The organism is Xanthomonas phaseoli pv. dieffenbachiae (assembly GCF_008639345.1).
In the GTDB taxonomy this organism is placed as follows: Bacteria; Pseudomonadota; Gammaproteobacteria; order Xanthomonadales; family Xanthomonadaceae; genus Xanthomonas; species Xanthomonas phaseoli.
In genome coordinates, this window is sequence record NZ_CP041380.1 from 2,262,395 (window position 1) to 2,287,490 (window position 25,096).

19 protein-coding genes, 1 other RNA gene and 3 pseudogenes are annotated in these 25,096 nt (G+C 63.4%); 10 read left to right on the top strand and 13 right to left on the bottom strand.

Features of this window, described 5'->3' with window-relative positions:
* Window positions 1–25: 25 nt before the first annotated feature.
* The 4 genes from FLG15_RS10270 to FLG15_RS10290 form a co-directional block, all read right to left on the bottom strand.
* Window positions 26–1,510: an efflux transporter outer membrane subunit gene (locus FLG15_RS10270; RefSeq protein ID WP_150146035.1), complete on the bottom strand. Its 1,485-nt coding sequence runs from the start codon at window positions 1,508–1,510 to the stop codon at window positions 26–28.
* Window positions 1,507–4,599, bottom strand: a complete 3,093-nt coding sequence (locus tag FLG15_RS10275) for an efflux RND transporter permease subunit (RefSeq protein ID WP_150146038.1) — start codon at window positions 4,597–4,599, stop codon at window positions 1,507–1,509. The genes FLG15_RS10270 and FLG15_RS10275 overlap by 4 nt, the downstream gene beginning before the upstream one ends.
* Window positions 4,592–5,707, bottom strand: coding sequence for an efflux RND transporter periplasmic adaptor subunit (locus FLG15_RS10280; protein ID WP_057679341.1), 1,116 nt, complete (start codon window positions 5,705–5,707; stop codon window positions 4,592–4,594). Before FLG15_RS10280 ends, FLG15_RS10275 begins: the two co-directional genes overlap by 8 nt.
* A gap of 488 nt (window positions 5,708–6,195) precedes the next feature.
* The gene (locus FLG15_RS10290) at window positions 6,196–8,931 is read right to left on the bottom strand and encodes a S8 family serine peptidase (protein ID WP_150146041.1); all 2,736 of its coding nucleotides are present in this window, start codon (window positions 8,929–8,931) and stop codon (window positions 6,196–6,198) included.
* A gap of 1,124 nt (window positions 8,932–10,055) precedes the next feature.
* Between FLG15_RS10290 and FLG15_RS10295 the strand changes: the two genes are divergently transcribed.
* The 4 genes and pseudogenes from FLG15_RS10295 (at window position 10,056) to FLG15_RS10310 (ending at window position 13,806) form a co-directional block, all read left to right on the top strand.
* Window positions 10,056–10,331 (top strand): hypothetical protein, encoded by a 276-nt coding sequence (locus FLG15_RS10295; protein WP_057679343.1) that lies wholly within the window; start codon window positions 10,056–10,058, stop codon window positions 10,329–10,331.
* 476 nt (window positions 10,332–10,807) lie between these two features.
* Window positions 10,808–11,224 carry a hypothetical protein gene (locus tag FLG15_RS10300; RefSeq protein ID WP_017155034.1) on the top strand — a complete coding sequence of 139 codons (417 nt, stop codon included), beginning with the start codon at window positions 10,808–10,810 and terminating at the stop codon, window positions 11,222–11,224.
* Window positions 11,221–12,534, top strand: a pseudogene (locus tag FLG15_RS10305) (PQQ-dependent sugar dehydrogenase). Before FLG15_RS10300 ends, FLG15_RS10305 begins: the two are co-directional and overlap by 4 nt.
* A 237-nt stretch (window positions 12,535–12,771) precedes the next feature.
* Window positions 12,772–13,806, top strand: a complete 1,035-nt coding sequence (locus FLG15_RS10310; protein ID WP_150146044.1) for a Gfo/Idh/MocA family protein — start codon at window positions 12,772–12,774, stop codon at window positions 13,804–13,806.
* Between the two features lie 333 nt (window positions 13,807–14,139).
* Here the strand turns inward: FLG15_RS10310 and FLG15_RS10315 are convergent, their stop codons facing one another.
* From FLG15_RS10315 to FLG15_RS10330, 4 genes are all read right to left on the bottom strand, one after another.
* Window positions 14,140–14,418 carry a hypothetical protein gene (locus FLG15_RS10315; RefSeq protein ID WP_057679345.1) on the bottom strand — a complete coding sequence of 93 codons (279 nt, stop codon included), beginning with the start codon at window positions 14,416–14,418 and terminating at the stop codon, window positions 14,140–14,142.
* A gap of 137 nt (window positions 14,419–14,555) precedes the next feature.
* Complete coding sequence (locus FLG15_RS10320; RefSeq protein WP_057679346.1) at window positions 14,556–14,978, bottom strand: YqaA family protein; 423 nt, start codon at window positions 14,976–14,978, stop codon at window positions 14,556–14,558.
* Window positions 14,979–15,238: 260 nt separating this feature from the next.
* Window positions 15,239–16,429 (bottom strand): FAD-dependent monooxygenase, encoded by a 1,191-nt coding sequence (locus FLG15_RS10325; protein ID WP_150146047.1) that lies wholly within the window; start codon window positions 16,427–16,429, stop codon window positions 15,239–15,241.
* Window positions 16,430–16,588: 159 nt separating this feature from the next.
* Window positions 16,589–16,705, bottom strand: coding sequence for a hypothetical protein (locus tag FLG15_RS10330; protein ID WP_057679348.1), 117 nt, complete (start codon window positions 16,703–16,705; stop codon window positions 16,589–16,591).
* A gap of 4 nt (window positions 16,706–16,709) precedes the next feature.
* Between FLG15_RS10330 and FLG15_RS10335 the strand changes: the two are divergent.
* Window positions 16,710–17,051, top strand: a pseudogene (locus FLG15_RS10335) (hypothetical protein).
* On the opposite strand, the gene FLG15_RS10340 reads toward FLG15_RS10335, so the two are convergent.
* Window positions 17,052–18,059 carry an RDD family protein gene (locus FLG15_RS10340; protein ID WP_237377019.1) on the bottom strand — a complete coding sequence of 336 codons (1,008 nt, stop codon included), beginning with the start codon at window positions 18,057–18,059 and terminating at the stop codon, window positions 17,052–17,054.
* A gap of 391 nt (window positions 18,060–18,450) precedes the next feature.
* On the bottom strand, window positions 18,451–19,413 hold the full coding sequence (locus FLG15_RS10345; protein ID WP_057679350.1) for an AraC family transcriptional regulator: 963 nt from the start codon (window positions 19,411–19,413) through the stop codon (window positions 18,451–18,453).
* Window positions 19,414–19,493: 80 nt separating this feature from the next.
* Here FLG15_RS10345 and FLG15_RS10350 point away from each other — a divergent pair, with 80 nt between their 5' ends.
* From FLG15_RS10350 to FLG15_RS10360, 3 genes and pseudogenes are all read left to right on the top strand, one after another.
* A complete protein-coding gene (locus FLG15_RS10350; protein ID WP_244665561.1) occupies window positions 19,494–20,306 on the top strand; it encodes an alpha/beta fold hydrolase in 813 nt (270 codons plus the stop codon).
* A gap of 273 nt (window positions 20,307–20,579) precedes the next feature.
* Window positions 20,580–21,152, top strand: a pseudogene (locus FLG15_RS10355) (hypothetical protein); the annotation flags it as partial.
* 153 nt (window positions 21,153–21,305) lie between these two features.
* Window positions 21,306–22,082 (top strand): M61 metallopeptidase family protein, encoded by a 777-nt coding sequence (locus tag FLG15_RS10360; RefSeq protein WP_057679361.1) that lies wholly within the window; start codon window positions 21,306–21,308, stop codon window positions 22,080–22,082.
* Window positions 22,083–22,136: 54 nt separating this feature from the next.
* Here the strand turns inward: FLG15_RS10360 and FLG15_RS10365 are convergent, their stop codons facing one another.
* Window positions 22,137–22,958: an AraC family transcriptional regulator gene (locus FLG15_RS10365; RefSeq protein WP_057679351.1), complete on the bottom strand. Its 822-nt coding sequence runs from the start codon at window positions 22,956–22,958 to the stop codon at window positions 22,137–22,139.
* A 218-nt stretch (window positions 22,959–23,176) separates the two neighbouring features.
* On the opposite strand from FLG15_RS10365, the gene FLG15_RS10370 reads away from it, so the two are divergent.
* Entirely contained in the window at window positions 23,177–23,920 is a 744-nt protein-coding gene (locus tag FLG15_RS10370; protein WP_057679352.1) for an SDR family NAD(P)-dependent oxidoreductase, read from the top strand.
* On the top strand, window positions 23,904–24,365 hold the full coding sequence (locus tag FLG15_RS10375; protein WP_057679353.1) for a nuclear transport factor 2 family protein: 462 nt from the start codon (window positions 23,904–23,906) through the stop codon (window positions 24,363–24,365). Before FLG15_RS10370 ends, FLG15_RS10375 begins: the two co-directional genes overlap by 17 nt.
* 14 nt (window positions 24,366–24,379) lie before the next feature.
* Here FLG15_RS10375 and FLG15_RS10380 read toward each other — a convergent pair.
* A non-coding RNA gene (locus FLG15_RS10380) (sX9 sRNA) lies at window positions 24,380–24,453 on the bottom strand.
* 458 nt (window positions 24,454–24,911) lie between these two features.
* Window positions 24,912–25,070 (bottom strand): hypothetical protein, encoded by a 159-nt coding sequence (locus FLG15_RS23415; protein WP_160320940.1) that lies wholly within the window; start codon window positions 25,068–25,070, stop codon window positions 24,912–24,914.
* Window positions 25,071–25,096: the final 26 nt, after the last annotated feature.

Consider the following 25,096-nt stretch of genomic DNA (forward strand, 5'->3'; position numbering starts at 1 on the left):
ACCGGCGCTGGCTGCGGCGCGCGATTCATGGAACCGCGGGCTTGGGCGTCTGGGTCGCTGGCGACCACCACGGCCCGCCACCCAGGGCCTGGTACAGCGCCACGGTGTCGGCGTAGCGCGCGGCTTGTGCCTGGACCGTAGCGGCCTGCGTGCTTTGGAAGGCCTGCTGCGCCTGCAGCAGATCTGCCATGCCCACAGCACCGACCGCGTGTTGACGTTGCACCAGCGCCAGGGTGCGCTCGGCCAGCGCCTGTGCATCGGCACAGGCGCGCAGGCTCTGCGCGTCGCCCTGCAGCGCGGTCAGCGCGTTGGAAACCTCGCCGAATGCGTTCAGCACCACGCTGCGATAGTGCGCCATGGCCTGCATGTAGCCAGCTTCGGCCGCCCGTTGCTGATGCGCAAGCGCGCCGCCATGGAACAGCGGTTGCAGCAGGCTGCCGGCCACCGACCATTGCGTATTGCCGGCCGCGAACATGCGCCCGACACTGGATGCAGAGCCGCCGCTGGCCGCGCTCAAGGTAATCGATGGCAAGCGTGCAGCCGCCGCCACGCCGATCAATGCGCTGGCAGCGTGCGCCTGCGCTTCGGCGGCGCGGATGTCCGGACGGCGGTCGACCAACCGCGAGGGCAGCGATAACGGCAGCTGCGCCGGAAGCTGCAACGTGTCCAGCGTCAATGCCTCACCCGCAGCGTCGCTGGGCAAGTGCCCGCCCAGAATCGCGAGCAGGGTCCGTTGCTGTTCCAGCAGTTTTTCCAGCCCCGGCACCGCGGCCTGCGCCTGTGCCAGCGCAGTGCGTTGGGCCAGCACCTGCGCTGCACCGACGGCGCCAAGCGCCTGCTGGCGTTCGGTGAGCGTGCGCAGCTGCTCGGCGATGGCGACCTGCGCGCGCGCCGCATCCAGTTGCGCGCGCACGGACGCCTCGCCAATAGCCGCGTTCACTACGTTGGCGGTGAGGCTCAGGTACGCCGCATCGCGCTGATCGCGCTGCGCCCGTGCCTGCGCATCGGCCGCTTCCACTTGCCGCCGCGTGCCGCCGAACACGTCCAGCGTATAGCTGACGCTGAGTTGGGCGGTGCGTAGCGCATACGGTGTGTCGATGCCGGCATCCGGCGCCGGCACCACCGAGTCGCGTTGCCGGCTGGCATCCACATGCAGATCCGCTTGCGGTAGCCAGGCACCGCGTTGCGCGGCCAGCATCTGTTGCGCCTGGCGGAGCGCTGCGTCAGCGGCCTGCAAGTCCGGATTGGCACGCAATGCCTGCTCCACCACGGCATTGAGTTGCGGCGAACCGAAGGCGCGCCACCAGGCGGCCGGCACGTCCTGCCCGGGCTCGAACTGCTGCGCACCACCATGTGCGGTGTCGGCGGCCACGGTCGTTGCCGGTAACGCATTGGCGGTGTAGCGATCTGCAGCGGGCGGAGCGGGGCGATGAAAGTCCGGTCCCACGGCGCAGGCGGCGAGCGATACCGCCACGGCACTGGCGAGCAATGCGTTGCGAACATCTTTCATGCGGTCGTCTCCTGGCGGCCCTGGCGCGTCGCGACGAAGGCTTCCATCAGGTAGTACAGCGATGGCAACAACACCAGGGTGAGCACGGTGGCGGTGACCAGTCCGCCAACCACCACCGTGGCCAAGGGGCGCTGCACATCGCTGCCCAGGCCGGTGGCGAGCATTGCCGGTGCCAGGCCAAGCGCTGCCACCGTCGCGGTCATCAGCACCGGACGCATGCGGCTCACCGCGCCGGCCACCACCGCCTCGCGCAATGGCATGCCCACGTCGTGGCGCAGCCGGTTGATCTGCGCGAGCATCAGCACCGCGTTCAAGACCGCGACCCCGAACAGGGCGACGAAACCTACCGCGCTGGAGACATTGAGCGTCATCCCGCGCAGGTGCAATGCAGCCAGCCCGCCGATCATGGCCAGCGGCACGGCAGCAAGCACCAATGTCGGCTGGCGCAGGTTGCCGAACGCGCCAAACAGCAACACGAACATGATGCACAACGTGGTCGGCAGCACCACCAGCAGGCGCGCTTGGGCACGTTGCAGGTTCTCGAACTGGCCGCCCCACACCAGCTGCATGTGCTGCGGGTCGACGCGCACTTGTCGCGCGAGCGTGGCCTGCGCATCGCTCAGAAAACTGGACAGATCGCGCCCGCGCACGTTGAGCCGCACGATGATGTTGCGCCGGCCCATCTCGCGCACGATCACGCTCCGGCCGCTGGTGGTCGTGATGCTGGCCACCGCCGAGAGCGGTATCTCGGCACCGGCAGCGGTACGCAGACGCAACGCGCCAATGGCCTGCGGATCGTTGCGATACCGTTGCGGAAAGCGCACGGTGAGGTCGTAACTCTTCTCGCCGAGATACATCTGCCCGATCGGGCTGCCGCCGATGCCGGTGGAAATCAGATCCGACACATCGGCCGCGTTGATGCCATAGCGTGCCGCCGCCGCGCGGTCGAAGCGTACCTGCAGGTTCGGCAGGGGCGGCTCCACATCCACGGCGATGTCCGCAGCGCCCGGCACCTTGTGCAAGGCTGCGGCCACCTGGTCGGCAACGCCGCGCACCTGTTGCAGGTCGTCGCCGAACACCTTCACGGTCAGGTCGCTGTGCGCGCCGGAGAGCTTGTCCTGCACGCCGTCGATCATCGGCTGCATCATGCTCACCGTGTAACCGGGCATCTGCGCATAGCGCGCGCCCAGCGCAGCGATCAAGGCCTGCTTGTCCATGCCGGCCGGCCAGTCTTTGTAGGGGCGCAGGCCCACGCTCGCTTCGGTATGCGAAGGCGTCCAGTAGTCGGTGCCATCGTCGTTGCGCCCGGTTTGGGTCACCACGTACGAAACCTCGGGAAATTCCAGCGTGGCCTTGCGCAAGGCATTGGCCATGGTGGCGGCCTTGTCCAGGGTGATGCCTGGCGGCATCTGCACCTGTAGCCACAGCGATCCTTCGTCGATATACGGCAAGAAGTCGCGGCCAATGCTGCCCCCCAATACCGCCAGCACACACAGGGCCAGCGCCGCGCACGCCAGTAGCCAACCGCGTCGGCCCACACTGCGTTCCAGCACTGCGCGGTAGCGCTGACCCAGTGTTTCCAGGGCGCGGTTGTGCAGCATCTTGCGCGGCTTGCGGAACGCCAGCCACGCCAGGCCAGGAATCAGTGTCAACGCCACCAGCAGCGCACCGATCAAGGCCGCGCCCACCGCGTAGGCCATCGGCGAAAACAGCTTGTATTCGATGCGCTCGAACGCCAGCAGCGGCAGGTACGCACAGCCGATCACGGCCATGCCGAAAAAAATCGGCCGCGCCACCTGCAGCGTGGCGTCGATCGCATCGCGCGCCGTCAACGCACGCTGGCTGTTTTCTTCGCGCAGGCGCAAGACGTTTTCCACCAGCACCACCGCGCCATCGACCAGGATGCCGAAGTCGATCGCGCCCAACGACAGCAGATTGGCCGGAATCTTGAGGTGGTGCATGAAGATGAAGGCGATCAACAACGACAGCGGGATGGTCAACGACACGATCGCCGCCGCACGCGGGCTACCCAGGAAGATCAGCAGCACCACGCACACCAGCAGCATGCCTTCGGTCAGCGTGGCGCTCACCGTGTGCAACGTGGCGTCGATCAACGCGGTGCGGTCCAGGTACGGCACCACCTTGACGTCCTTGGGCAACACGCTGTTGTTGAGCTCCTCCACAGCGCTGTGGATGCCTTGCAAGGCCACCGACGGGTTGCTGTCCTTGAGCAGCAATGCGATGCCTTCGATCGTGTCCGGGTTGCCGTCCTTGCCCAGAATGCCGCGTCGCTCGACATTATCGTAGCGCACCTCGCCCAGGTCCTTGACCAGGACCGGCACGCCATTGCTGCTGCTCACCACCACGTTGCCGATGTCCTGCAACGAATGCAGCAGGCCGATGCCGCGAATCACGTAGCTTTGTTCGCCACGATCCATCACGCTGCCGCCGCCATCGGCATTGTTGCTGGTGATGGCGCTCTTGACCTGCTGCAACGACACCCCGTAACGGGTCAAGCGGTCCGGCTCCAGCGCCAATGAAAATTGCGTGGTGAGGCCGCCGAAGTTGGTGACATCGGCCACGCCTGGCACCTTCTGCAGGCGTGGAATCACCGTCCAGAATTGCAGATCGGACAGCTCGCGCAGGCTGCGTGTCTTCGATTCCAGCGTATAGCGATAGATCTCGCCGGTGGGCGAGGTGTATGGGTCGAGCCCAGGAATCGCGCCATAGGGCAGGGTGACCGCCTGTATGCGTTCCAGCACGCGCTGGCGCGCGAAATAGCCTTCGGTCCCATCGTCGAAGACCAGCGTGATCAGCGACAGGGCGAACAAGCTGCGCGAGCGCAGCACATGCAATCCTGGCGTGCCCATCAACGCGCGTTCCAGCGGCACGGTGATTTGCTGTTCCACTTCTTCCGCACCCAGGCCCGGGACCTGCGTGACCACTTGCGAGGTGACATCTGCGATGTCCGGGTAAGCTTCCACCGGTAGCTGCGTCCAGCTCCATGTGCCGTATAACGCAATGAGTACGAAGACCAGCCAGACGATGCCGCGACGCTGGAAGCAGGTGGTGATGATCGCCTCAATCATTGAGCAGGGCTCCGTCCTGGATCACCACACGCTCGCCGGCCTTCAAGCCGGACAGGATCTCGGTATGCCCCTCCGTTGCGCGGCCGGTGGCCACGATGCGCGAGCGATACACGAACGGCGCGGTTTCGACAAAGACGCGCGTGTACAGCCCCATCTGCAAGAGGGCGCTATCGGGCACCAGCAACGCCTGCTGGGGGCGCGACTGGAACTGGGCGCGCGCAAACATGCCCGGCTTGAGCAGGCCGTCGCGGTTAGTCAAGGCCACCCTGACTTTCAACGTGCGGGTGGCGGGGTCGAGCAAATCATCGACGTGTTGCACGTGGCCGACGAAGCGTTGGCCGGGATAGGCATCCAGGCTGGCAGTGACCGGCTGACCTTCGAAGACCTGGCCGACTTCGCGTTCCGGCACGCTGGCGGTGAGCCACACCTGCGAGATATCGGCCACCGTCATCAGCGACGCTGATGTGTCGTTCCAGAAGCCGCCCAGCGCCGCGCTCAGGTCCACCACGCGACCGGCAATGGGCGCACGCAGGACATAGCGCCGATGCGAGCTTGCCTGCGCAGCCACACCCAGCTGGGCCAGACGATCGCTGGCCGCCCGCGCATCGTTCCCTGCGCTGTCGAAGGCCTGTTGCGCCGCCTGCAGATCGCGTGCAGCGGAAATGCTGTCTGCTGCCAGCGTCTTCTGCCGGGCAAGTTCCAGGCGCGCCTGTTCCAGCGTGGCGCGCGCCTTGCCGGCCTCGCTATACGCATTGGCAAGTTCGGCAGAATCCAGCACGCACAGCACATCGCCCGCATGCACCGTGTCGCCCAGGGTCTTGGGCAGTGCGACCACGCGCCCGGCCAAGGGCGGCACCACCCGCACCAGGCGCTCGGGCTGCACCTCGATCACGGCCGGCATCTGCAGCAGCGGGGCGATGGCTTGGCTGCGGACCGCCTGCACGCGCAGGCTGGCACGCAAGGGCGAGTGCGCCGGCACGCTCACCTGCCCGTTGGTGTGGATCAGCAGCGGCGAGGGAGCAGCCGGTGGCGGCGTGGCTCCGCAGCCAGCCAGCAAACTGCACACACAGGCAGCTGCCAGCGTAGAACGCAGGAAGAGGGACGACATGCGATGACTCGAACAGGGGAGAGGGAAGGCGTTGCACCCGCGGTCGGCGATGCGCGAACGCAGGCCGCGGGTGCAGTGGCAATGGATCTACGCTCGCTGCCGGCAGCGGCGTACATCGGCATCGCCTGGCACCCATGGCGCATCGCCACAGGTGTGAGGTTGCGCGCCAGCCATCGGGGCCGGCGCAGTTGCAACGCGTGCTGCAGCCGCGTCGACGGCGTGCATGGTGCCAGCCGTCGGCGCGCGAAACCAGGGGTTTCCGGGCGTTTTCGCCAGTCCATGGACATCGCATCGATATACCTTCGTATCGTCTGCGCGTGACTGGTACGCAAGACGCCGTAGCAGCCAGGCGCTTGGCAGTTCAGTATTGGCATGCGGCTAAAACCAAAAGACCCCGGACATGCCGGGGCCTTTTGTTGATCTGTCACGCAACGGTCTGCGCGACATCCTCACCTGCATCGCCTGCAGCACCGCTGCATCGGCTGCGATCAGAACTGCCAGCGCAGACCGATATTGGCATTGATGCTGTTGGTGTCCGCACGAGCGCGCTCGGCACCCACGTTGCCGTAGATGGAGAACGCATCGTTGAGCTGGTAACGCAGGCCAACCGAGGCGCGCAGCGATTGCTTGGACACCGGCTCGCCGGCGACATTGAAACGCGCTTCCGGCAAGCCAGTGAACCACGCCGAGAAGTCGGCATTCGGGTTGCCCAGCAGCGAGCGACACGCCACCAGACCATCGAAGCCCCAGTTGCCGCGTGCCAGATGGCCACGCACACCCACCTCGCCGTACCCCGCGCGCAGGGTGTCGCTGTTCGCGCTCAGGCCCAGTCCTGTCACCGAGGCTTCGCTGAAGGCATCCTGGGTCTGGCTCACCACACCGGCGGCCACGAACGGCGACAACCCGGCCTGCGGCATCAGGCCGAATTCCGCGCGCGCCGACCAGTTGGTGTCGTGGCGACGGTCCTGCAAGCGTTCGCCGATGCTGCCGGCCAGCACGTCGCGTTCGGTCTCGACGTTGCTCATGCCGTACGAACCGATCGCCGACAGATACGACTTGCCGATCGGCTGGTACAGGTACGCGGTCATCGCGTACCGGTCCGAACGCAGACGGCTCGAGGACGCCGCGATATGCGCACGGTCCTGACCGGAGGTCACCGCCGCACCGACGATGGTGCCGGCGTTGCCGATCGGGAGATCCACGCCGAAGGTGGTGGCCTGCTGGGTGTAATCGGCCGAATCGAAACCGCGACGGCCCAGGTCGCCGTCCAGGTAGCTGCCCTGCATCCAGGTGGTCAAGCTGGTGGTATCGGCCAGGTAGGGCAGGCGGTCGGCGGCCACACGTGCGTCGTTGAGCGCGGACTGGAAGCCCAGCGTACGCTCGATGCCATGCACCTGGCCGGTCAGGGTCGGCAGCGATGCGGCAACCTGCGCATCGGATGCTCCAATCAACGAACCGGTGGCGCTGATCAGGCCACCCAGGTTGTCGGTGTCGCCCGAGGCGACCCGCGTATCCAGCACATTGACCAACGCATCGGCCTGGTTGGCACCGTTGACCACCGACTGCGGCGCACCGGCTGCCTGTGCGCTGGCCGCGGAGGCATTGCGGGTCAGGGTCGCGGTGACGGTGGTCGGGTCGTAAGACAGTGCCGCGGTCCAGAAGAAATTGTTGGCGTACTGCACGCGGTCGAACGTGCCTTGCAGGACGCCGGCCTTGACGATCTTCTCGGTACTGCCGACGGTGTAGCCGGCCGCTTCCGGCAGCAACAGCAGATTGCCCTTCAAGCTGGCCCGGCCGGTGACGGTGAGGCCCTTGCCCAACTCGAGCGAGGTGGTGCCGGTGTTGTTGACCAGGCTGTAGTTGCCGTTGATCACACCGCCGCGCGATTCGAACGTGGCCGAGTTCAACACGATGACATCCGAACGCAGGCTGCCGGACAGTGCGAGCACGCCGTCGCTGATGCTGGTGCCGCCGGTATAGCTGTTGTTGCCGCTCAGGGTGAGCTTGCCGGTCCCGTTCTTGGTCAGGCTGCCCACGCCGGAGATGTCGTTGCTGAAGGTGCTGTCGTAGCCGGCGGTCACATTCGCCGCCCAGTTGCTTGCGAACTGGCCCGGGCCCTTGATCGCCTTGGCCGCATTGACCAGGCCCCAGCCGTACAGCGCGTCCACACCCGGATCGCCCAGGTCGGTGGCGGTGGTCAGCAAGGTCTGCTGCAGGTTGGAGGCGCTCATCCACGGATACACGCCCAGCACCTGCGCGGCGACACCGCTGACGGCGGCAGTGGAGAACGAGGTGCCGGCAATCTGGCCCCCCAATTCGGTGCCGGCTAGCGCCGGGGCGGTGTAGGTGCCCGGAGCGACCAGGCACCACTGCGCAGCGGCGCCGCAGTGATTGGAATAGCTGGTCAAGCCGGCGGCATTGCCGGCGCTATCGATATTGATCGCGCCCACGGCCAGCCAGTTATTGCGCACGCTGGCTTCTTGCACCGGCGTTGCCGCCGGGTAGGAGGCTTCTGCCGCGCCTTCGTTGCCAGTGGAGGCCACGATCAGCGCATCGGCCTGCACCAACGGGGTCAGAGCGTACTTCCAGGCCAGCGCAGCGTTGGCACTGGCGGTGGCATCGGGGTAGGAGGCGCCGATGGACAGGTTGGCGATCCGCACGCCAGCCGCGGCCAGGTCCACCGCCGCGCGACGGGTCTGCTGCGTGCCGCAGGAATTTTCGGCGCAGATGCGCGCGTAGAACAGGTCCGCATCCGGCGCAACGCCACCGGCAAAGCCGTCCTGCGCGGAGCCCAGCACCAGCGCAGAGACGATCGTGCCATGACCGCGCAGGGCATTGGCCGACGATTCGGGCGTACCCGGGCTGGCGGTGTAATCGTTGAAGCTGTCGACCTTGCCGCTGATCGGTGCGTAGCTCGGCACCAGGTTGTCGTCCAGCACTGCCAGCTTCACGCCTTGGCCGCGCGCGCCCGCCTGCTGCGCCAGATCCGCATTGGTCGGCACCAGTAGATTGCTGCCTACGCCCTGATAGCGAGGCGGGGCCGGTGTCGGGGCAGGCGTGGTCTTGGGCAGCGGGTCCGCTGCCGGCGGCGGAGTCGTCGGGGTCGGTGCGATCACCGTGGTCTGCGGCGGGTCGCTACGCACGTTGCCGCCACCGCCACCGCCGCCACAGGCGGTGAGGACGAGGCAGGAGGCGATGGTGGTAGCCAGTAGCGAGCGATTCATTGGTTGGTCGGTTCCAGTTTTTGGGTGCGCCGCTGCTGCTGGTGATTCAAATTTGGCGCAGAAGGTCCCCGCGCCGGCGATCGCCGACGAAGGCATTTAATTTCACGCGTTATTCATTTATCGGCCGCTGCGCTTTGTCCCCAACGGAATGCGCCCGCGGAGCATCTGAAAAATACGTACGTATTACCCAGTGCTTGCGAAACTGTTTAACGGCGCTATCCAGGATCTCTGAAATCTGAACGGACAGTTGCTATTCAGAGAAAAGCTGCCCAAATAGGGTCTGCCGATTTAATCCATAGCCGAAATGAATTAGTTGCGCACTAGCAGGCCGCGCAGCAGATTAATGTCGAAGCGTGCCCAACAATAATGCGTCACAAATCTCGCGGGGCGGCAATCATAAATGCGACTAAGGTCTTCGGGAATCAGGGAATGCCGTCAGCTTTGTCGGTGAAACCACTACCCCAGTAGCGAGTTCAAGCGCAAGTTAGCGGTTCTAACGGACTCTAGCGCAGTACGTGCGTGGTCGGATTTCTTGCCGGAAAATTATACTAATTTGCGCATTTTGCTTTTTTGTTCCGCTGAATGTATTCCCAGAAATATACTGAGTAAGCTAAAGCGCAAGCGCCCTTTGTGCGTAATCCAACATTTCAGGTGGGTCAAATTCACCAGTTCGGCACCTTGCTTAAAAATCCGGCACAAGTTTCGAATAAAGCAAGCAGCTTTAGGTCGTTGATCTTTCAAGCGGGGGCCCAGCTGAATGGCGCGTGTTTTTTTCCTGCGCGTGGATCTAAATTCCGACACGCGCAGGTGCATTCCCCGACGGCAGGCTGGATCGAACGCCAGCGATGACGCTTATCGTGATGGGCCGGGAGCGTCGTGATGGGCCAGGAGCCCATCGCCTGCCGCTGCGCGGCTGCCTGCGGTGTCGCCGTTCGGCGCACGCTGGCGGCCGAGTTCTGCCACGCCCCACGGCGGTTCTACAGTACGCAAGGCCGGTCCCCGCGCAACGCCACCTGCGCCGGCGACAGGTTTGGCGATACTCCCTGCAGCGCAGACTGCGGTCGTGTAAACGGTTCAAGGTGTGCCGCTGCCGCGCTGACCGATCGTCGCTATGCTCGGTGCGGATGAGTACCACCTCGCCCGAGGATCTGCTGACGATGGAAGGCACGCTGCATGGCGTTGCCTATGCCGTGGTGGCCCGTCAGCTCGAGCGCCAGCGCGTGGTACTGGATACCTTGCAGGTGGGCGGGCAGCCTGTGCCGTTGACGGGCTCTCCCACCTTCGGTTCGCTGCAGGCTGCGGTGGACATCGGCAGCAAACTGGCCGAGCAATACATCGGCGAACTGCTGAAGAAGCAAACGCGCCCGCGCTCGGCCCCGCCCAGCAACGCACAGGGCTAGCGTGCAGATGCCGCGTCGCGCGGGCCGTGCCGGCCATGCTCAGCGCGGTCGCCAGCAGCAACAGCACGATTGTCTTCATCGACCTGTTCCTTCAGTGGATGGAGCGCAGTTTGGAAGCGGAGCCGTGCAGCGCCCAGCGATGCATGACGTGCGGTCGAGACAGGCATCGAACGGTCGGCGGAGCGGATGACCGGCAGCCGTGAGCGAAGGTCTGCGCTGCACGTGGCCGGGCATCGCGTGTTGTCAGGGCGTGGGCGCTGCAGACGCGTGCGCTGCGCGTCCGCAGGCAGCCCGCCAGCAGGTTGCCGAGGGATCGAACGCGACAATAGATGCAGCCCCTGCATGCGTTCGATAGGCAAAGGCCACAGCGGCTCGCGTTATCTGCACGAATCGAGTTGCGCCAATATCACGCTGTTCATCACATGCAAGCTGTCAGCATCGGGGCACGTTTCGCCATTGCCCCCAATGAGTCCGCTATGAATTCAACGACCGTCCTGGTCCGCCCCTGGGCCATCCACCCGTTCCATGCAGCCGTGCTCGGCGGTGCGTGGCCGCTGTTTCTCGGCGCCCTGCTGAGCGATTACGCCTACTGGAGCAGCTACCAGATCCAGTGGAGCAACTTTGCATCCTGGCTGCTGGTAGGCGCGATGGTGTTGACCACGATTGCACTGGTGTGCGCCATCGTCGCGCTGGTGCGCGGAAGCCGTAACCTGATCTACATCATTGCGCTGATTGCTGCGTGGGTCGTGGGCTTCTTCGACGCCTTGCATCATGCCCGCGACGCATGGGCCGTCATGCCGGCAGCCCTGGCGTTGTCTGCGATTGCGACGTTGTTCGCGTTGGTTGCGACCTGGGCAGGATTGTCCGGCCTGCGCGTAGGAGGTGCACGATGAAGCGTCAGACCACCAGCATCATCACCGTCTCCATTCTTGCTGCGGCGCTGGCCGCATGCGGCAAGGCACCGGAGGTCAGTCAGCGCGGCGCGACCCCGGAACTGCCGGAACCGGATCGCGGCCTGCTGCCCGACATGAAGATTGCCGAGCCAACCGCCTGGAACGATCGCAAGCCCACGGTGCCGGCAGGCTATCGCATCACCGCGATTGCCAAGGACCTTGGCATTCCGCGCCAGACACTGGTGCTCCCCAACGGCGACATCCTGGTGGCAGAAGGCCGTGGCGGCGGTGCGCCGAACCTCAAGCCAAAGGATGTCATTGCCGGCGCGATCAAGGCCAAGGGTACCTCCAAGGCCAAGAGCGGCAATCGGCTGACCTTGCTGCGCGACGCGGATGGCGATGGCACCTACGAGCTGAAAACGGTGTTTGCCGACAAACTCAACGCGCCCTACGGGCTGGCACTGATTGGCGACGCGCTGTATGTGGCGAACCAGGACGCGTTGGTACGCTTCGACTATCGCCAGGGCCAGACCCAGGCGAGCGGGGCGCCCACCAAGGTGACCGACCTGCCGTCGGCCATCAATCACCATTGGACCAAGGCGCTCACTGCAAGCGCGGATGGTCGCTATCTGTATGTGGCCATTGGCTCCAACAGCAACATCACCGAACGTGGCATGGCCGTCGAGCTCGACCGCGCGCAGATCTGGCAGGTGGACGCCGCGACCGGCGCGCACAAGCCATACGCGACCGGTATCCGCAATCCCACGGCGTTGGCTATCCAGCCGGGGAGCGGTGCGTTGTGGGCAGTGGTCAACGAGCGCGATGAAATTGGCCCCAACCTGGTGCCCGACTATCTCACCTCGGTGCGCGAAGGCGGTTTCTACGGTTGGCCCTACAGCTATTGGGGCAAGAACGTGGATGCGCGCGTCATGCCGCAAGATCCGCAGAAGGTTGCATCGGCGATCGTGCCGGACTACGCCCTGGGCTCGCATGTCGCCGCACTTGGCGTTGCGTTTTCCTCCAGCGCAATGGGCGCCAAGTTCGCCGATGGCGTCTTTGTCGGCGAGCACGGCAGCTAGAACCGCAACCCGCCGGTTGGCTACAAGGTCGTGTTCGTGCCGTTCCGCGACGGTCGCCCGGCAGGCGATCCGATCGACTTCGTATCCGGCTTCCATGATGAAGACAGCAAGACCCGCGGCCGGCCGGTCGGTGTCACGGTCGATCCGCGTGGTGCATTGATCGTTGCCGATGATTTGGCCAACATCGTCTGGCGCATCACACCAGAGAGTGCGGCCGCTGCGCCGCAGTAAGCAGGACCAGCCGTACAGTGACGATCCCGGTGTTGCACGCTCCGGGATCGTCGCTGCTTTAGGCAGTGTTGGTGGCTGCTTCCAACAGATGACGATGTCGATGACGTGCATTGTCATGCGTTGAGGTACTGCGCGCTAACTCGGACACCAGGCATTGTGCGCAACGCCCTGGATGGACCGTTGACGTCGTTAGTACTTTGCTAGCATCACGACACCACCGATGCAGGGCACAACCTCATGCTGCCGACGACATTCCCGACGCCGGACTTATTCTTGCCAGGCCAGGGCGAACCGGCATTGCGCTGGGGCGTGCTGGGTCCCGGCAAGATCGCATCTGCATTCGTCGATGCCTTGCGTCGCAATACCCGCCAATGTCCATTCGCGGTGGCCTCGCGCAGCCGCGAGCGTGCCCAGACGTTCGCCGACACCTGGGCGATAGAACATGCGTGTGACAGCTACGAGGCGCTCGTCCGCAACCCGGACGTCGACATCGTCTACATTGCCACCCCACACAGCGAACATCTGGAACACGGCCTGCTCGCACTTCGTGCGGGTAAGCATGTCCTGATCGAAAAGCCCATGACCACCTGCGCGCAGGATGCCCGCATCCTGGTGCAGGAAGCGCGTGCGCGCGGACTGTTCCTGATGGAGGCCATGTGGAGCCGTTATCTTCCACACACCTCGGTAGTGCGCAAGCTACTGGCAGATGGAGCGCTGGGCGATGTCCGGCACGTATTCGCAGACCTGAGTCAGTCAGGGCCTCGCGATCCACTGCATCGGCAACGCAATGCAGCACTTGGGGGCGGGGCGCTGCTCGACCTGGGCGTCTACACCGTGCAGTTCTCCTCGATGGTGTTGGGTGCACCCAGTGCAATCACGGCCGTGGGCGCGCTCACCCAGACCGGTGTCGATGCCTATTCGACCGTGCTGCTGTCGCATGATGGGCATGCGCAATCCACCCTGATCAGTTCCATCGTGGCGCGTAGCAGCTCCACCGCCTATGTCACCGGCAGCGCTGGCCGTATCGATCTGGCAGGCGATTTCCATAACCCGACCACACTGCGCATGGTCGGCAACGACTACGCCACCGAACCGCTGCTCTGGAGCGACCCCACCGGCGTCGACGGTTATCGCGCGCTCTCCTGGCAAGCCAATGCAGCCGCTCGCTACATCGGCCAGGGATTGTTGGAATCGCCGCTGCATCCGCTCGATGAGGTCATACAGATCATGACGAAATTGGACGTGGCGCGGTCGCAGCTGGGGGTGGCGTAGGGCCGCAGCCACCTGAGCCGACGGGCGGGTAGGGCGGCCATCCGTCAGGGAAGAATCTGCTCTTGAAGACTGTCGGCAGACGATCGCAGCGCGTCTCCATGGCCAATGGCGTCGCATTCCCTACATGCAGTAGCCGTTTCTGCCAAGAAAGTTATAGAGCGGCCTGTGATTATCCTCGTGGCGAAAAAACCGAACCTCGCACCTGAGAATGCATTTCGCGCATGTCCCGAATTTCAGGATCATGAAAAAGGCGCCCCCACTACAGCAGGGGCGCCAGTCCAGTTGCACATTGCAATGACTCAACCATTGCGGTGCAAGCACCTCAAACCGAACTTACTGCGGCAGATCGCACTTGAGTTTGCCGTCGACGTAGTACGGCTTTGGAACATCCGGATTCTTGCTGGTCTTCTCGAACACCACTTCAAACGAGCCGAGATCCGGCGTGCCGTTGCGCGATGTGCAGGCTTCCTGCAGCTTTTTCTTTACCGCCGCGATGCCTGCATCGCGATTGGCGCCTTCGGAGCTGTTGGTCAGGTTGGCAACTTCGGCGTAGGCCATCGAGCTTAGCCCCATCAGGCAACCAGCCAGGATCATCGTCTGTAGCTGCTTCATACATTCTCCTTTGTCGTGTCGCTCATGCGCTGCAGCTACCCTGCAGCGCCGACAGCATAGGCGGTTCGCGTTAAGCGCTCGTAGGCACCGCAATCTGGTGCTTTCAGGTCGGTGGCATCTGTACAGGCAGGCAGTCGTCACGCAATCGCAAGCGTCGCCCATGCAATCACGGCATAGCGGGCGGTCTTGGCAACGACCAGCAGAGGCACCACCGCACGTAGCGGCTCGCGCATGACCCCGGCGGCAAGCGTGAGCGGGTCGCCGATCACCGGCATCCAGCTCAATAGCAGCGACCATTTGCCATACCTGCGGTACCAGGCCTGCGCACGCAGCAAGGCACTGGGCTTGATGGGGAACCACCGACGCCCCTGGAAACGCACCGCCTCCCGCCCGATCCACCAATTGATCAACGACCCCAGGACGTTGCCAAGGCTCGCAACCACGACCAGGCCAACCGCAGAGCCGCCGTTCAGCAGCAACGCCACCAACACGGCCTCCGATTGCGCCGGCAGCAGGGTGGCCGCAATCAACGACACTGCAAAGAGCGATAAATAGTTCAAGGGCAGCCTGGGGAGACGTCGGTGACAGCAGCATGATACGAATCAAGCTGAAGCCCGGTTGATCGCGTGTTTGCGAGCGGCGAGGGCGTGTCGACCACGCGCGGGAATGGCACCGTGTTGCCCGTTGGGCAGGTGCCATGGTGTCCCTGCGCACGATCTGAAAAGCGCCATCCCTGATGCCGCGACCCATCAGGCAGCAGGCGCACCGCGCCACGCCTGCTGCGGCCGATGTTGCCTTTGTGCAGGCCTTTCGCAGCGGCCTACTCGTAGCGCGGCAGCACGATCGATCTGGAATCCCGCGCGAATCGATCGTTGATGAATTTCTTGAAGAGCGAACTGCCAGCAAGATGCATGGCCCCGCGCAGCAGCGCCAGCCCGGCGCGTGTGTGCGGCCACAGCAGGCGAGGAAGCAGCTTGGGAATATTCTGTCCCTCCTCGACGAACGCCCGCATGATCTGCTCGTAGCGGGCAAACGCGGCTGACGGCGTCTCCGCCTTGGCAAGCTCTCCGGCAAGAACGTAGCCACCGACGATTGCAAGCGTCGTGCCGATGCCGGAGAGGGCGGTGGGGCACCAGGCCGCATCGCCGGTCAGTACCACCTGTCCATTGGACCAGCGTGGCATCCGCAGTTGACGCAGCACATCGAAGTAGAAATCGTCCACCTCCTTCATTGCTTCGACGATGCGCGGGAACTCCCAGCCGAGCCCGGAAAACTGCGCGTGGATGAAGGCACGCTGTTGCGCCACGTTCCAGGTATGTTCGTCCTCCGGCCGTTTCTGGATTCCAATGTGGACGCCCAGCATCCCATCACGCACCGGCTTCACCACTGCGCCTCGTCCACCCGTCGCGTTGTATTGCCGCGCGTAGGCGCTATCGTGGTCCCGTTGCGGAATGCTGAAGTAGGCGATGGTCAGGTCCATCCAGCGCGGTGTATTTTCGCCCGGGAAGACCAGTTCGCGGGTGTGCGAGCCAACGCCCTCGGCCACCACGACACACGTGTAACGTTCCCGACGGCCGCTGGCAAAGGTCACGTGCACGCCGCCGTCGGACTGCTCTACGCGAATGATGTTGTCGTCGAAGCGGAATTTCGCGCCGTTCCGTCGCGCCGCGTCATAGACGATTCGCGCGATGTCGCCACGGCGGATCTCCAGCTCCGCGGTGGGGCCGCTATCGTTGCTGGAATCGGCTGCTTCGAAGCGCGCAACCACACGGTCGTCTTCGGTTACCCAGTCGGTCCCGCGTTCGCGGGTGCTGCGCTCAAGCGCTATCGCTTCCAGGCCCATGCGACGCAGCACTTCGCGCGCATTGCCGCGCACATCGACATTCTGCCCGCCATCGCGAAACGAAGGCGCACGCTCCACCACATCCACATCCCATCCCGATCTGGCAAGCCAGAACGCCGTCGTGGTGCCGGCAACGCTGGCACCTGTCACAAGCACGCGATCAATCATGGCTAGCCTCCAGAAAAAAACATCATACATGATGTAGTTACTCTGGACGCAAGTTTGCGCGCAAGCAGCCCTGCCGGACGCCCGTCGCCGTGCAACGCACCGGCTCGCCGTTTCAGGTCCAGACATCATCTAGAATGCCGCGCTGAATTCACAACGAAGTCACGTCGTCACCATCAGTCCGGCAACAGTGTCGTTCGAACCGAACTGCAACACCGCGTACGCAGCACCATGGCGCTCCTGCGTGCCTTCGCTAAAACGCACTGCCAAGACCGCCAAGCGCGTGGCCGACTACGCCCATCTCACGCTAGCTCGGCTCGACACTTTTGCGCGCGTCCAGGTCCTGCTCCCCCGCGTCGCGAACGCCGGCGTCGGTATTTCAGTCATTGGCGAGGACCAGCTCGGAGCTCTCGCGGCGCACGGCAATCAGCTCGACACCTGAGGGACGTTGGCGCAGCTTTCACCCAGGGCCGCGGAAACGATGACGTCGGCAGTGCACGCGCTGGCCGCCAATCCTCTTGCGAACAATTCAAAACGGTCATGCACCTGCAGAAACCGGTCGAGTTTCGCCATATCGTTGGCGCTTGCTGATGCGGTTGCGCAAAAGAGCAGGGCGACTCCTTGATTACCTTCGCGCGCCGACCCGATCAGGCGCCTGCAACGCCTTGGCGGTGAACTGGTAACTCCTGGAACTCCAGGACGATGCGATGCCCAGGTCGTAGCCGTAGATCATCGTGACCTGGATTGCCGACATGGCGGCCGCCTTTCTGTCGTTGGCGAGGACAAGCTTGGCCAGCCGCTCGGCCAGCGCGTTGTCTTCGATGCGCCGTTCGGAGAGATTCACTCGCACAATGACCGATTCCACATTCGGTGTGCCGAGCGTTGTGTTGTGAACGACCATTGCGGACTGCACACCTGGTACGGCAGTGATGGCGTTATGCGCCACCAACATGTCTTTGTGGTCATCACTCTCGGCCAACTGGCCGGTGAATGCAGGCAGCGCCGCGGCGGCGGCCATCAGCACGGCGACCACGATCAGGTGCACGCGCTTGACCGGCATGGGCCTGACAGCGGCAACCGGACACTGCGCCATGACCACCGAACTTCCCACGACCAGATCATGCAACGAACGACGGCCCTGTCGATTGAAGACATACAGGTAGAGGATCGCGAGCGTCCCGCCGAAAATCAGCAACGACAACACGTAATTGAGTGGCGTCGATGTAACGCCGCCGATCTGGGCACCGTTGAGGAAGAACGGAACGCCCAGCACGGAGTAGCGCAGCAACGATTGCGGCAACGTCAACAGGGCGCCGTGCTTGCCGACCACACGCAGGCCCAGCAGGCGTTTGCCCAAGGTCTGGCCACCGCAACGCCCACTGTTCATCACGCCGAAATAGGCCAGCGCAATGAAGAATCCGAGCAGCCGCGCGTAGCCGCCCATGCGAACGAACACATCCGCCAGTACAACGCCCGCCAAGACACCGATCGCCGCCAGTACCAGGCAATCGACAATAAACGCGGCTAAACGCCGCCAGAACCCTGCCGCGGAAGGCGGAACGGCTGCCGCGTCACTCGTACTCACGTCCATGTAGTTCCCGTCTGCGAATTTTCCCTCAAAGGATGATGCCACGACGGTACAGCCGCGGCTATCTGTCCGATAGTGATGGGCAGCCAACGGAGGTGCGCGGCGCTCGGGCCCTGTCGGATGTGCTGATGCAGTGCTGCGTTGGCATCTCAGCCACGTGCATGGCGCACCGTCTTCGACAGGATTTCCAGGTATCTGGTGGAGTAAAGCGGCGCGTGGTCAGTGGGCATGACTTTCAGGGCCTCGTTGCGGGGGCGCCGCTTCGATCAGCAGTCCGTTGCGCAATGCGCGGGCGCCGTGCGGCCGCAGCGCATTCGCGCGTATGCACGTCAAGCCCGTGCACGCGCCACGGTCTTGATGTGAGTTTGCGGCGCCTGTGCTGCCATGCGTGTCGGCGCCTGGCTCAGGCTTTCGTTGACCGATCGCGCCGACATTGCTAGGTCAATGGTTTGGCAGTATTTGGCGCGTAGCCGAACAGGGCTTTGAATGCGCGGCTGAATCCGGCTTCCGATGCATAGCCAACCCGTCGGGCTGCATCGCCTACGCTGATGCCACCGGAGCGTATCAGTTCGTCTGCTACGGTCAGCCTCCAACGGGCGATGTAGCGTATCGGCGGTTCGCCCGCTATGTCGGTGAACTGCGCAGCGAAGGAGGATCGCGACATGTCCGCGCGGCGAGCAAGCTCTGCTACGGTCCAGCTGCGATAGGCATCCGCATGAATTGCACCAAGCGCTCGGCCAATGCGGGCGCCGGCAGGGCTACCTAGCCAGCTTGCTTGCAGGGGTTCCAGCTCGACCCAGCTGCGCAGGACGCGGATCACCATCAGATCGATGATGCGCGACACCATCAGTGTCGCTCCCGCCTGGACCTGCAGGGCCTCGGCCATGAGAAAGTGCGACAGCTGCGCGAGCCATTCCGGCACGTGCCCTGCGTTGCCGGGGATGCGGATCACCTCCGGCAACGCGCGCATGATGGGCGGTAGGGGCAGGCGCTCGTAACGAAATAGGGCACCAATCAGGCTGGCGCTTTGTTCGCCACTGCCGTGGCGCACCCGAAGACTGTCGCGGTCGAAGGCTGCAGCGTCGAACATGCCGACCGGCGAGGTAGGTGCACGCGGATCATCGCAGAGACGATGGCCCCGACCATGCGGAAGCACGACCACATCCCCGGCGACCAATGGGATGGGTTGCCCCGCTGCTGGAATCAGCCATGCCGTGCCGCGCTCCAGGTAGTGCAGGTGCGATACGCCTGCGGCGAATGCTGCAGCGTAGTGCTGCCCTAGGTGGGCGGTGTAGGCACCATCGCCGCGGAGCCTCACCAACTGCAGCAGCTGCGAGAGTAGATCCGCTGGCGCACGTTGTGGCTGGAGCGCAGGTAGCGATGCTGGATGATCGGTCATGGAAGGCGGGGCCCGTGTCATGGCCCATCCTCGGGCGAGGCGAAACCATATGCAATCCTTCTGCAACGTGGATAGCTGCAATGCGCATTCGACATCTTCTTAAAACAGCGACGCTGTTGATAGCCGCGGTGTTTGCGGCACATGGTGCGTCGGCGGCGCAAAGGCCCTCGACACGACCGACCGTTGTTCTGGTCCATGGTGCCTGGGAAACCGCCGCGGTCTGGCGCCCGGTGGTCGAGCGCTTGCGGCACGATGGCTATCGCGTCATTGCAGTGAACCTGCCCGGGCGGCCCGGGTCATCGACACGCCCGGATCAGGCGAGCTTGCTTGCCTACCGAGACACGGTTCTTCAGGCAATGAGCAAAGAGGCTGCTCCCGTCGTGCTGGTCGGACACAGCTTCGGTGGCCTCACCATCACCAGCGTTGCAGAAGCCGTTCCGGACAGGGTGAAGACGCTGGTCTACCTCGCCGCGTTCGTTCCGCAGCCAGGCCGTTCTTTGATGGAGTTGTCCAAGGGCGATCGCGGCAGTCAGTTGCCAGCGCATCTGCAGGTGGACCAATCGCGTGGAACGGTGTCGATCGCTGCAGACGCACGCGGGCGCGTGATGGCCAACGATGCCAGTGCCGTGCAGCAGGCGGAGCTGGCATCCATCTTGGTAGACGAGCCGCTGCAACCGTTGGCCACGCCGGTTCAGTTCACTGCCGAGCGTGCAGGGCGGGTGGATCGCGTGTATCTGCGCACTCTGCAAGATCAGGCGATAAGCTCGGCGTTTCAAACGGAAATGGGCGTGGCAACGCCGATGCGCGCGACCATCGATTTGGATACGGGCCACTCGCCCTTCTTGACCAAGCCAGATGAGCTCGCTGAGGCAATCGAACGAGCGGCACGATAATGCCGTGACCGAACTCGGCAGCTTGGCAGGCGATGTTCCCTGGGTCCTACGAAGGCAGCAGCGATGCACCGATGACTTGAGCACAGGTGCCGTGCAGACGGCACGCGGCGAGTGCTCGCGTAAATAGCCGCGATCGTTCTTGCTGCATGGCCGCTGCATGTGCTCATCTACCTGGCGGGAGCCGTTTCCTGCCAGCTGTTTCTCGTCCTACTGCCGCGATCGTCATGCTGGCGCTCGCTTGTCGGAAATTCCTCTCCCTATGGACCTGCTTCGATGACCGTATCGCTGTTGAATGGAATGCTGCCGAGCACCAGGATCTGCATTGCCATGGGGCTGCTGTCCTTATCGTTATCCGGTGTTGGCATCGCCAAGCCGGTTGTCGGCTTTGAGGTCATCGTAACGCCCCAGGCCACGCCGGATGGGCGCGTGGGCGGGCTGGAAGTTGAGGAACGCATCGCGATGGGCGATGCGCCATCCGTGCTTTCGCTCGTGCTCCCATTGGCGATGCCAGGTGCACCGCATAATGCCGATGCGATCACCGCCTTGAAGGTCCATGATGCTGGCGGCGACGTTGAGATGAGCAGTGTCGATAGCGAGGGCGAGTCGTTTCCGCTACGCCGCTGGACGGCACAAAGGCCTGTCGTCGGCCAGGTGACAGTGCGCTACAACGCTGGCTTGCAAAAGCCGCAGGCGGGCGGCCCGCCTTACGGGATGAAAGCGGCCGGGAAGGGAGTTGCTGGCAGCACGAAAAGCTTTCTATTGATCGCTGAGAACACGTCAAGCCAGGCCAGCCAGTTCGCATGGGATCTCGCACAGTTGGCCCCGCAGTCTCTAGGCGTCATTACAGGAGGCGAAGGCATACAAGTGATTCCAGGGCCACCATCCGCGCTGGAGGATCATTGGGTGTTGGCTGGACCGGCAGTGTTCCGGCAGCCTCGAACAGATTCGGGGTTTCATGCTTATGTGATTGGCGCAACGCCCTTCGATGCAGCAGCGGAGATGGATTGGGCAGCTCGGGCATACGACGCGCTCGCTGAGGCGTTTGGCTATCTCGGTCGTCCGCCCTATACCTTGATGATCCGTGCGCTGGATATCCCTTCGTTTGAAACTGGCACCGCACGGCTCAACGGCGGCGGCGCCTTAATCACTGTGGGTAACGTCTTTTCCTCCGGCTATGGGGTAGACGAGTTGCATAGCTTGCTCGTCCACGAAATGTCCCATCAGTGGACCGGCCAGCTCACCAGTGGTGTGGAGCCCTGGTTCGCGGAAGGCTTCAATGTCTTCGCCGAATCCACGGTGCCATGTCGTGCCGCCATCATGCCATGGACGGCGTGTGCCGCACGGATCAATGCGCAGCTTGGCGATTTCTATCGCAGCGAAGGTCGGTTGTGGTCGCTGAAGCAAATCAGCGAGGCCGGGTTTGCCCACGAATCAGTGCGCCGCGTGCCATACGCTCGTGGCATGCTGTATTTTGCGAGCATCGACGCCCAATTAAGGCTGCGCTCGGCAGGGCGACGTGGGCTGCTGGATGCGATGCGTCCATTGTTCGCAGCCCGCCAAGCCGGGGCTCGTTTCGAGCAGCGCGACTGGGAGGCGTTTGTAGCGCGGGAGTTGGGGGCAGAGGCGGTCAACACCTTCCGCGCCGTGGTCATCGACGGCAGCCAGAACGTATCAATGCCCGACGACCTGTTCGGGCCACAGCTTCGGCGAGTTGCCTATCGCTGGGTGACACCGGAAGGCGAAGTGGATGGCTACCGCTGGGAAGCTGTCCATTGAGTGCCTGAAAGTCTGGTTCTAAAAGGCGATGGAAGTTGCTGCCGGCATCGCTGTCTAGGGCGCAACTCCGCGCAAGTTGGCCACGATGCGCGCGGCATCCTGCGAGGGAGGCAAGCCAAAGCTGCGTGCATATTCACGACTGAACTGCGTGGCGCTCTCATAGCCGACTTCCATTGCAGCGGTCGTCACGCTTGCGCCATGGACGGTCAGCAGCTGGCGCGCCTGTAACAGGCGTAATTGCTTTTGGAACTGTAGAGGACTCAGTGCGGTGGCCGCCTTGAAGTGGCGATGGAACGCCGACTCGCTCATCGCAGCGCGTTCGGCCAACATGCTGATGCGCAACGGCATGGCGTAGTTGTGGCGCATCCACTCGATCGCAAGACGTATGCGAGCCAGCACCGAGTCGGGCGCGGCAATTTCGCGCAACAGGTGACCATGCGGACCCTCTAGGACGCGATACAGAATTTCGCGTTCGTAAACCGGCGCCAGCGCAGGGATGTCGTGTGGGTGATCCATGAGAGTCAGCATGCGCACCCACGCATCCAGCAGTTCCGGCGTAACAGTCGCAACCGAAAAGGCGCGTGCCGTGCGAGGCAAGTCGGTACGGGCAGGGGGAGGGGTGGGCAGGTCCTCCAACAACGCTCCGATCGCGCGAGCGGACAGATCAAGCGAAATCGCCAAGTAGGGGCGTCCCTCTGCATCGGGATGGACGGTACCTACCGCAGGCAGGTCAACGCTCATGACGAAGTAGGTGGCCGGATCGTAACGAAGCGCCGTGCTGCCCACCGCCATCGACTTTCCACCCTGCAGGATCAAGTTGATCATCGGCGCATACACCGCCGACAACGCGTGCTCGGGGATTTTCCCCTTCACCATGGCAACGCGTGGTATGCCGGTGTCGGTCCGCCTGTTCTGTGCGCGGGCAGCCAGGCGACGGAGTGTTTCAAGCGCTGATGTCATGACCGGAATCAAACCCCATGCACACGGGGCACGCAAGCCGTAAAGCAGGATTAGGCAGACCTTTGCCAAGATTGGGCAGGCCTGGCCACAGGCGGCCTTTTACCCTGGCGCTCCTGGACAACGAGGAGCAGAAGATGGGCGTGATCGTGATTACCGGTGGGAGTCGTGGCATTGGCGCAGGTACGGCACTGGAATGCGCCAAGCGCGGCATGGGTGTGATCCTGACGTACCAGAGCCAGGCCGAGGCAGCAGCCGCAGTTGTCGAAGAGATCAAGGCGAAAGGAGGCCGGGCTGTGGCCCTTGGTCTGGATGTCGGCGATGTCGCGACGTTTGGCGAGTTCAAAGATGCCGTGGCGCGACAGCTTGAAGACGGTTGGCAAGTCAAGAAACTGTCTGGATTGGTCAACAACGCTGGTCACGGGTTGTTCAATGCGATCGAAACAGTGACAGAGCAGCAGTTCGATGCACTGTGCGATGTGCACCTCAAGGGTCCTTTCTTTTTGACCCAAGCGCTTCTCCCGCTCTTTGAGCGTGGTGCATCGATCGTCAACCTGACCAGCGCAACCACGCGTTCAGCCACTGCCGGCGTCGCGCCATACGCGGCGTGCAAAGGTGGACTGGAAGTGCTGACACGCTACATGGCCAAGGAGTTCGGTGAGCGCGGCATCCGCATCAACGCAGTCTCACCTGGCGCCATCCGAACCGAGTTGGGCGGCGGCATGGACGAGGCGTTCGAAGCGGTGTTGTCGTCACAGACCGCGCTTGGACGCATCGGCGAGCCGGAGGATGTCGCACACGTGATCGCGATGCTGCTTTCTCAGGATGGACAATGGATCAATGGACAGTCCATCGACGTCTCCGGTGGCTATAACCTGTGAGAACTCAGCCGAGCTCAGCCTTGATGACAAGAGGAACAACGCGAACATGGTCGCCGCGATGAAGGCATCCGGGATGGCCGCGAACGCGACGCGCAAGGCGGCAAAAAACCCTAAAGCTCTGCAATCAGTGGTCAATGCCTTGATCACTGCCACGAATGCGTTTGACGTGGCGGCAGTACTCGCACTGTTTGCCGAAGACGGCATGATTGACGACCCATCGACAGGGCACGTGTTCATCGGTAAACGCGGCATCCAGCGCTATATCCAGGAGTATTTCGTTGGCTACAACACATCTACCCGGTTGCTGACCGTCCGGAAGATGGGCACAAATCAAGTGCGGGTGCGTGTCGACTTTACAGGCGACTTCGGCCATGAGATTGGGACGCTGCTGATCAGAATTGATTCGGATGGGCTGATCGTGCGGGTTGATGCAGCATTGGAATAGCGTGGATCTGAAGCGGCCAACAAACCGTAGCGAGCAGTCGTCAGGCGGGTGCGGACGGCACAGGAAACGGCGTGTACGAGTGGTACATGCCGATTCCGCGTACCGGCCGCGCCCGTTTGGCGGCTGCGCAGTAGTTTGGTTTGCTGCTCCTAGATCCACGTTTCCGTCCAGCTAACTATCCTTTGCAAGGAAGCGAATGAGTTCTTCGGTCGGTCCCACTTCGCAGGATTGACTGGCTATTGCCCGTGGATCGAATCCACGTGAGCAGTGCTATCGACATGCTGAGGACTGCTACCAAGCCGTTCCGGCTTCGCGCTGCATACCGACGCTGGTGTCGTCAAGTAGCCCGCCATACGCACTGGTCCGCGCATAGACCGTCACAGACCTGCCAATGGAAACAATGCCGCATACAGGCGGGGCGGCAGGTAACGCGTTGCCGGCGGATCGCAAGAGAGACCGCACGTGGCTGCGTCATGGGGCCCCAAGCGCGTACCCGATTGAGGCTGTTGCTTCGCAATACTGCATCGTCGATCCTGGTGTCCAGTTCTACATCCGCATGCAGACAGGCAGGCGGATATCGCATGGCGTGACCGGCCGCGTGATCGCCATGCCATCGGGAATGATCGCGACTGCCTGCTGCGCGTGGTCCAACCTATCGACGAAGCCTGCGTAGAGCGCGATCAGGGTGAACACACGCTTGGCCATACGCGCTTTGCGCGGGCTCGACGCAA

Excerpts from the sequence above, each read along its gene's own strand:
- FLG15_RS10270 (WP_150146035.1), bottom strand. The coding sequence starts at position 1,510 with ATGAAAGATGTTCGCAACGCATTGCTCGCCAGTGCCGTGGCGGTATCG.
- FLG15_RS10275 (WP_150146038.1), bottom strand. The coding sequence starts at position 4,599 with ATGATTGAGGCGATCATCACCACCTGCTTCCAGCGTCGCGGCATCGTC.
- FLG15_RS10280 (WP_057679341.1), bottom strand. The coding sequence starts at position 5,707 with ATGTCGTCCCTCTTCCTGCGTTCTACGCTGGCAGCTGCCTGTGTGTGC.
- FLG15_RS10290 (WP_150146041.1), bottom strand. The coding sequence starts at position 8,931 with ATGAATCGCTCGCTACTGGCTACCACCATCGCCTCCTGCCTCGTCCTC.
- FLG15_RS10295 (WP_057679343.1), top strand. The coding sequence starts at position 10,056 with ATGAGTACCACCTCGCCCGAGGATCTGCTGACGATGGAAGGCACGCTG.
- FLG15_RS10300 (WP_017155034.1), top strand. The coding sequence starts at position 10,808 with ATGAATTCAACGACCGTCCTGGTCCGCCCCTGGGCCATCCACCCGTTC.
- FLG15_RS10310 (WP_150146044.1), top strand. The coding sequence starts at position 12,772 with ATGCTGCCGACGACATTCCCGACGCCGGACTTATTCTTGCCAGGCCAG.
- FLG15_RS10315 (WP_057679345.1), bottom strand. The coding sequence starts at position 14,418 with ATGAAGCAGCTACAGACGATGATCCTGGCTGGTTGCCTGATGGGGCTA.
- FLG15_RS10325 (WP_150146047.1), bottom strand. The coding sequence starts at position 16,429 with ATGATTGATCGCGTGCTTGTGACAGGTGCCAGCGTTGCCGGCACCACG.
- FLG15_RS10345 (WP_057679350.1), bottom strand. The coding sequence starts at position 19,413 with ATGACCGATCATCCAGCATCGCTACCTGCGCTCCAGCCACAACGTGCG.
- FLG15_RS10350 (WP_244665561.1), top strand. The coding sequence starts at position 19,494 with ATGCGCATTCGACATCTTCTTAAAACAGCGACGCTGTTGATAGCCGCG.
- FLG15_RS10360 (WP_057679361.1), top strand. The coding sequence starts at position 21,306 with ATGGATTGGGCAGCTCGGGCATACGACGCGCTCGCTGAGGCGTTTGGC.
- FLG15_RS10365 (WP_057679351.1), bottom strand. The coding sequence starts at position 22,958 with ATGGTGAAGGGGAAAATCCCCGAGCACGCGTTGTCGGCGGTGTATGCG.
- FLG15_RS10370 (WP_057679352.1), top strand. The coding sequence starts at position 23,177 with ATGGGCGTGATCGTGATTACCGGTGGGAGTCGTGGCATTGGCGCAGGT.
- FLG15_RS23415 (WP_160320940.1), bottom strand. The coding sequence starts at position 25,070 with ATGGCCAAGCGTGTGTTCACCCTGATCGCGCTCTACGCAGGCTTCGTC.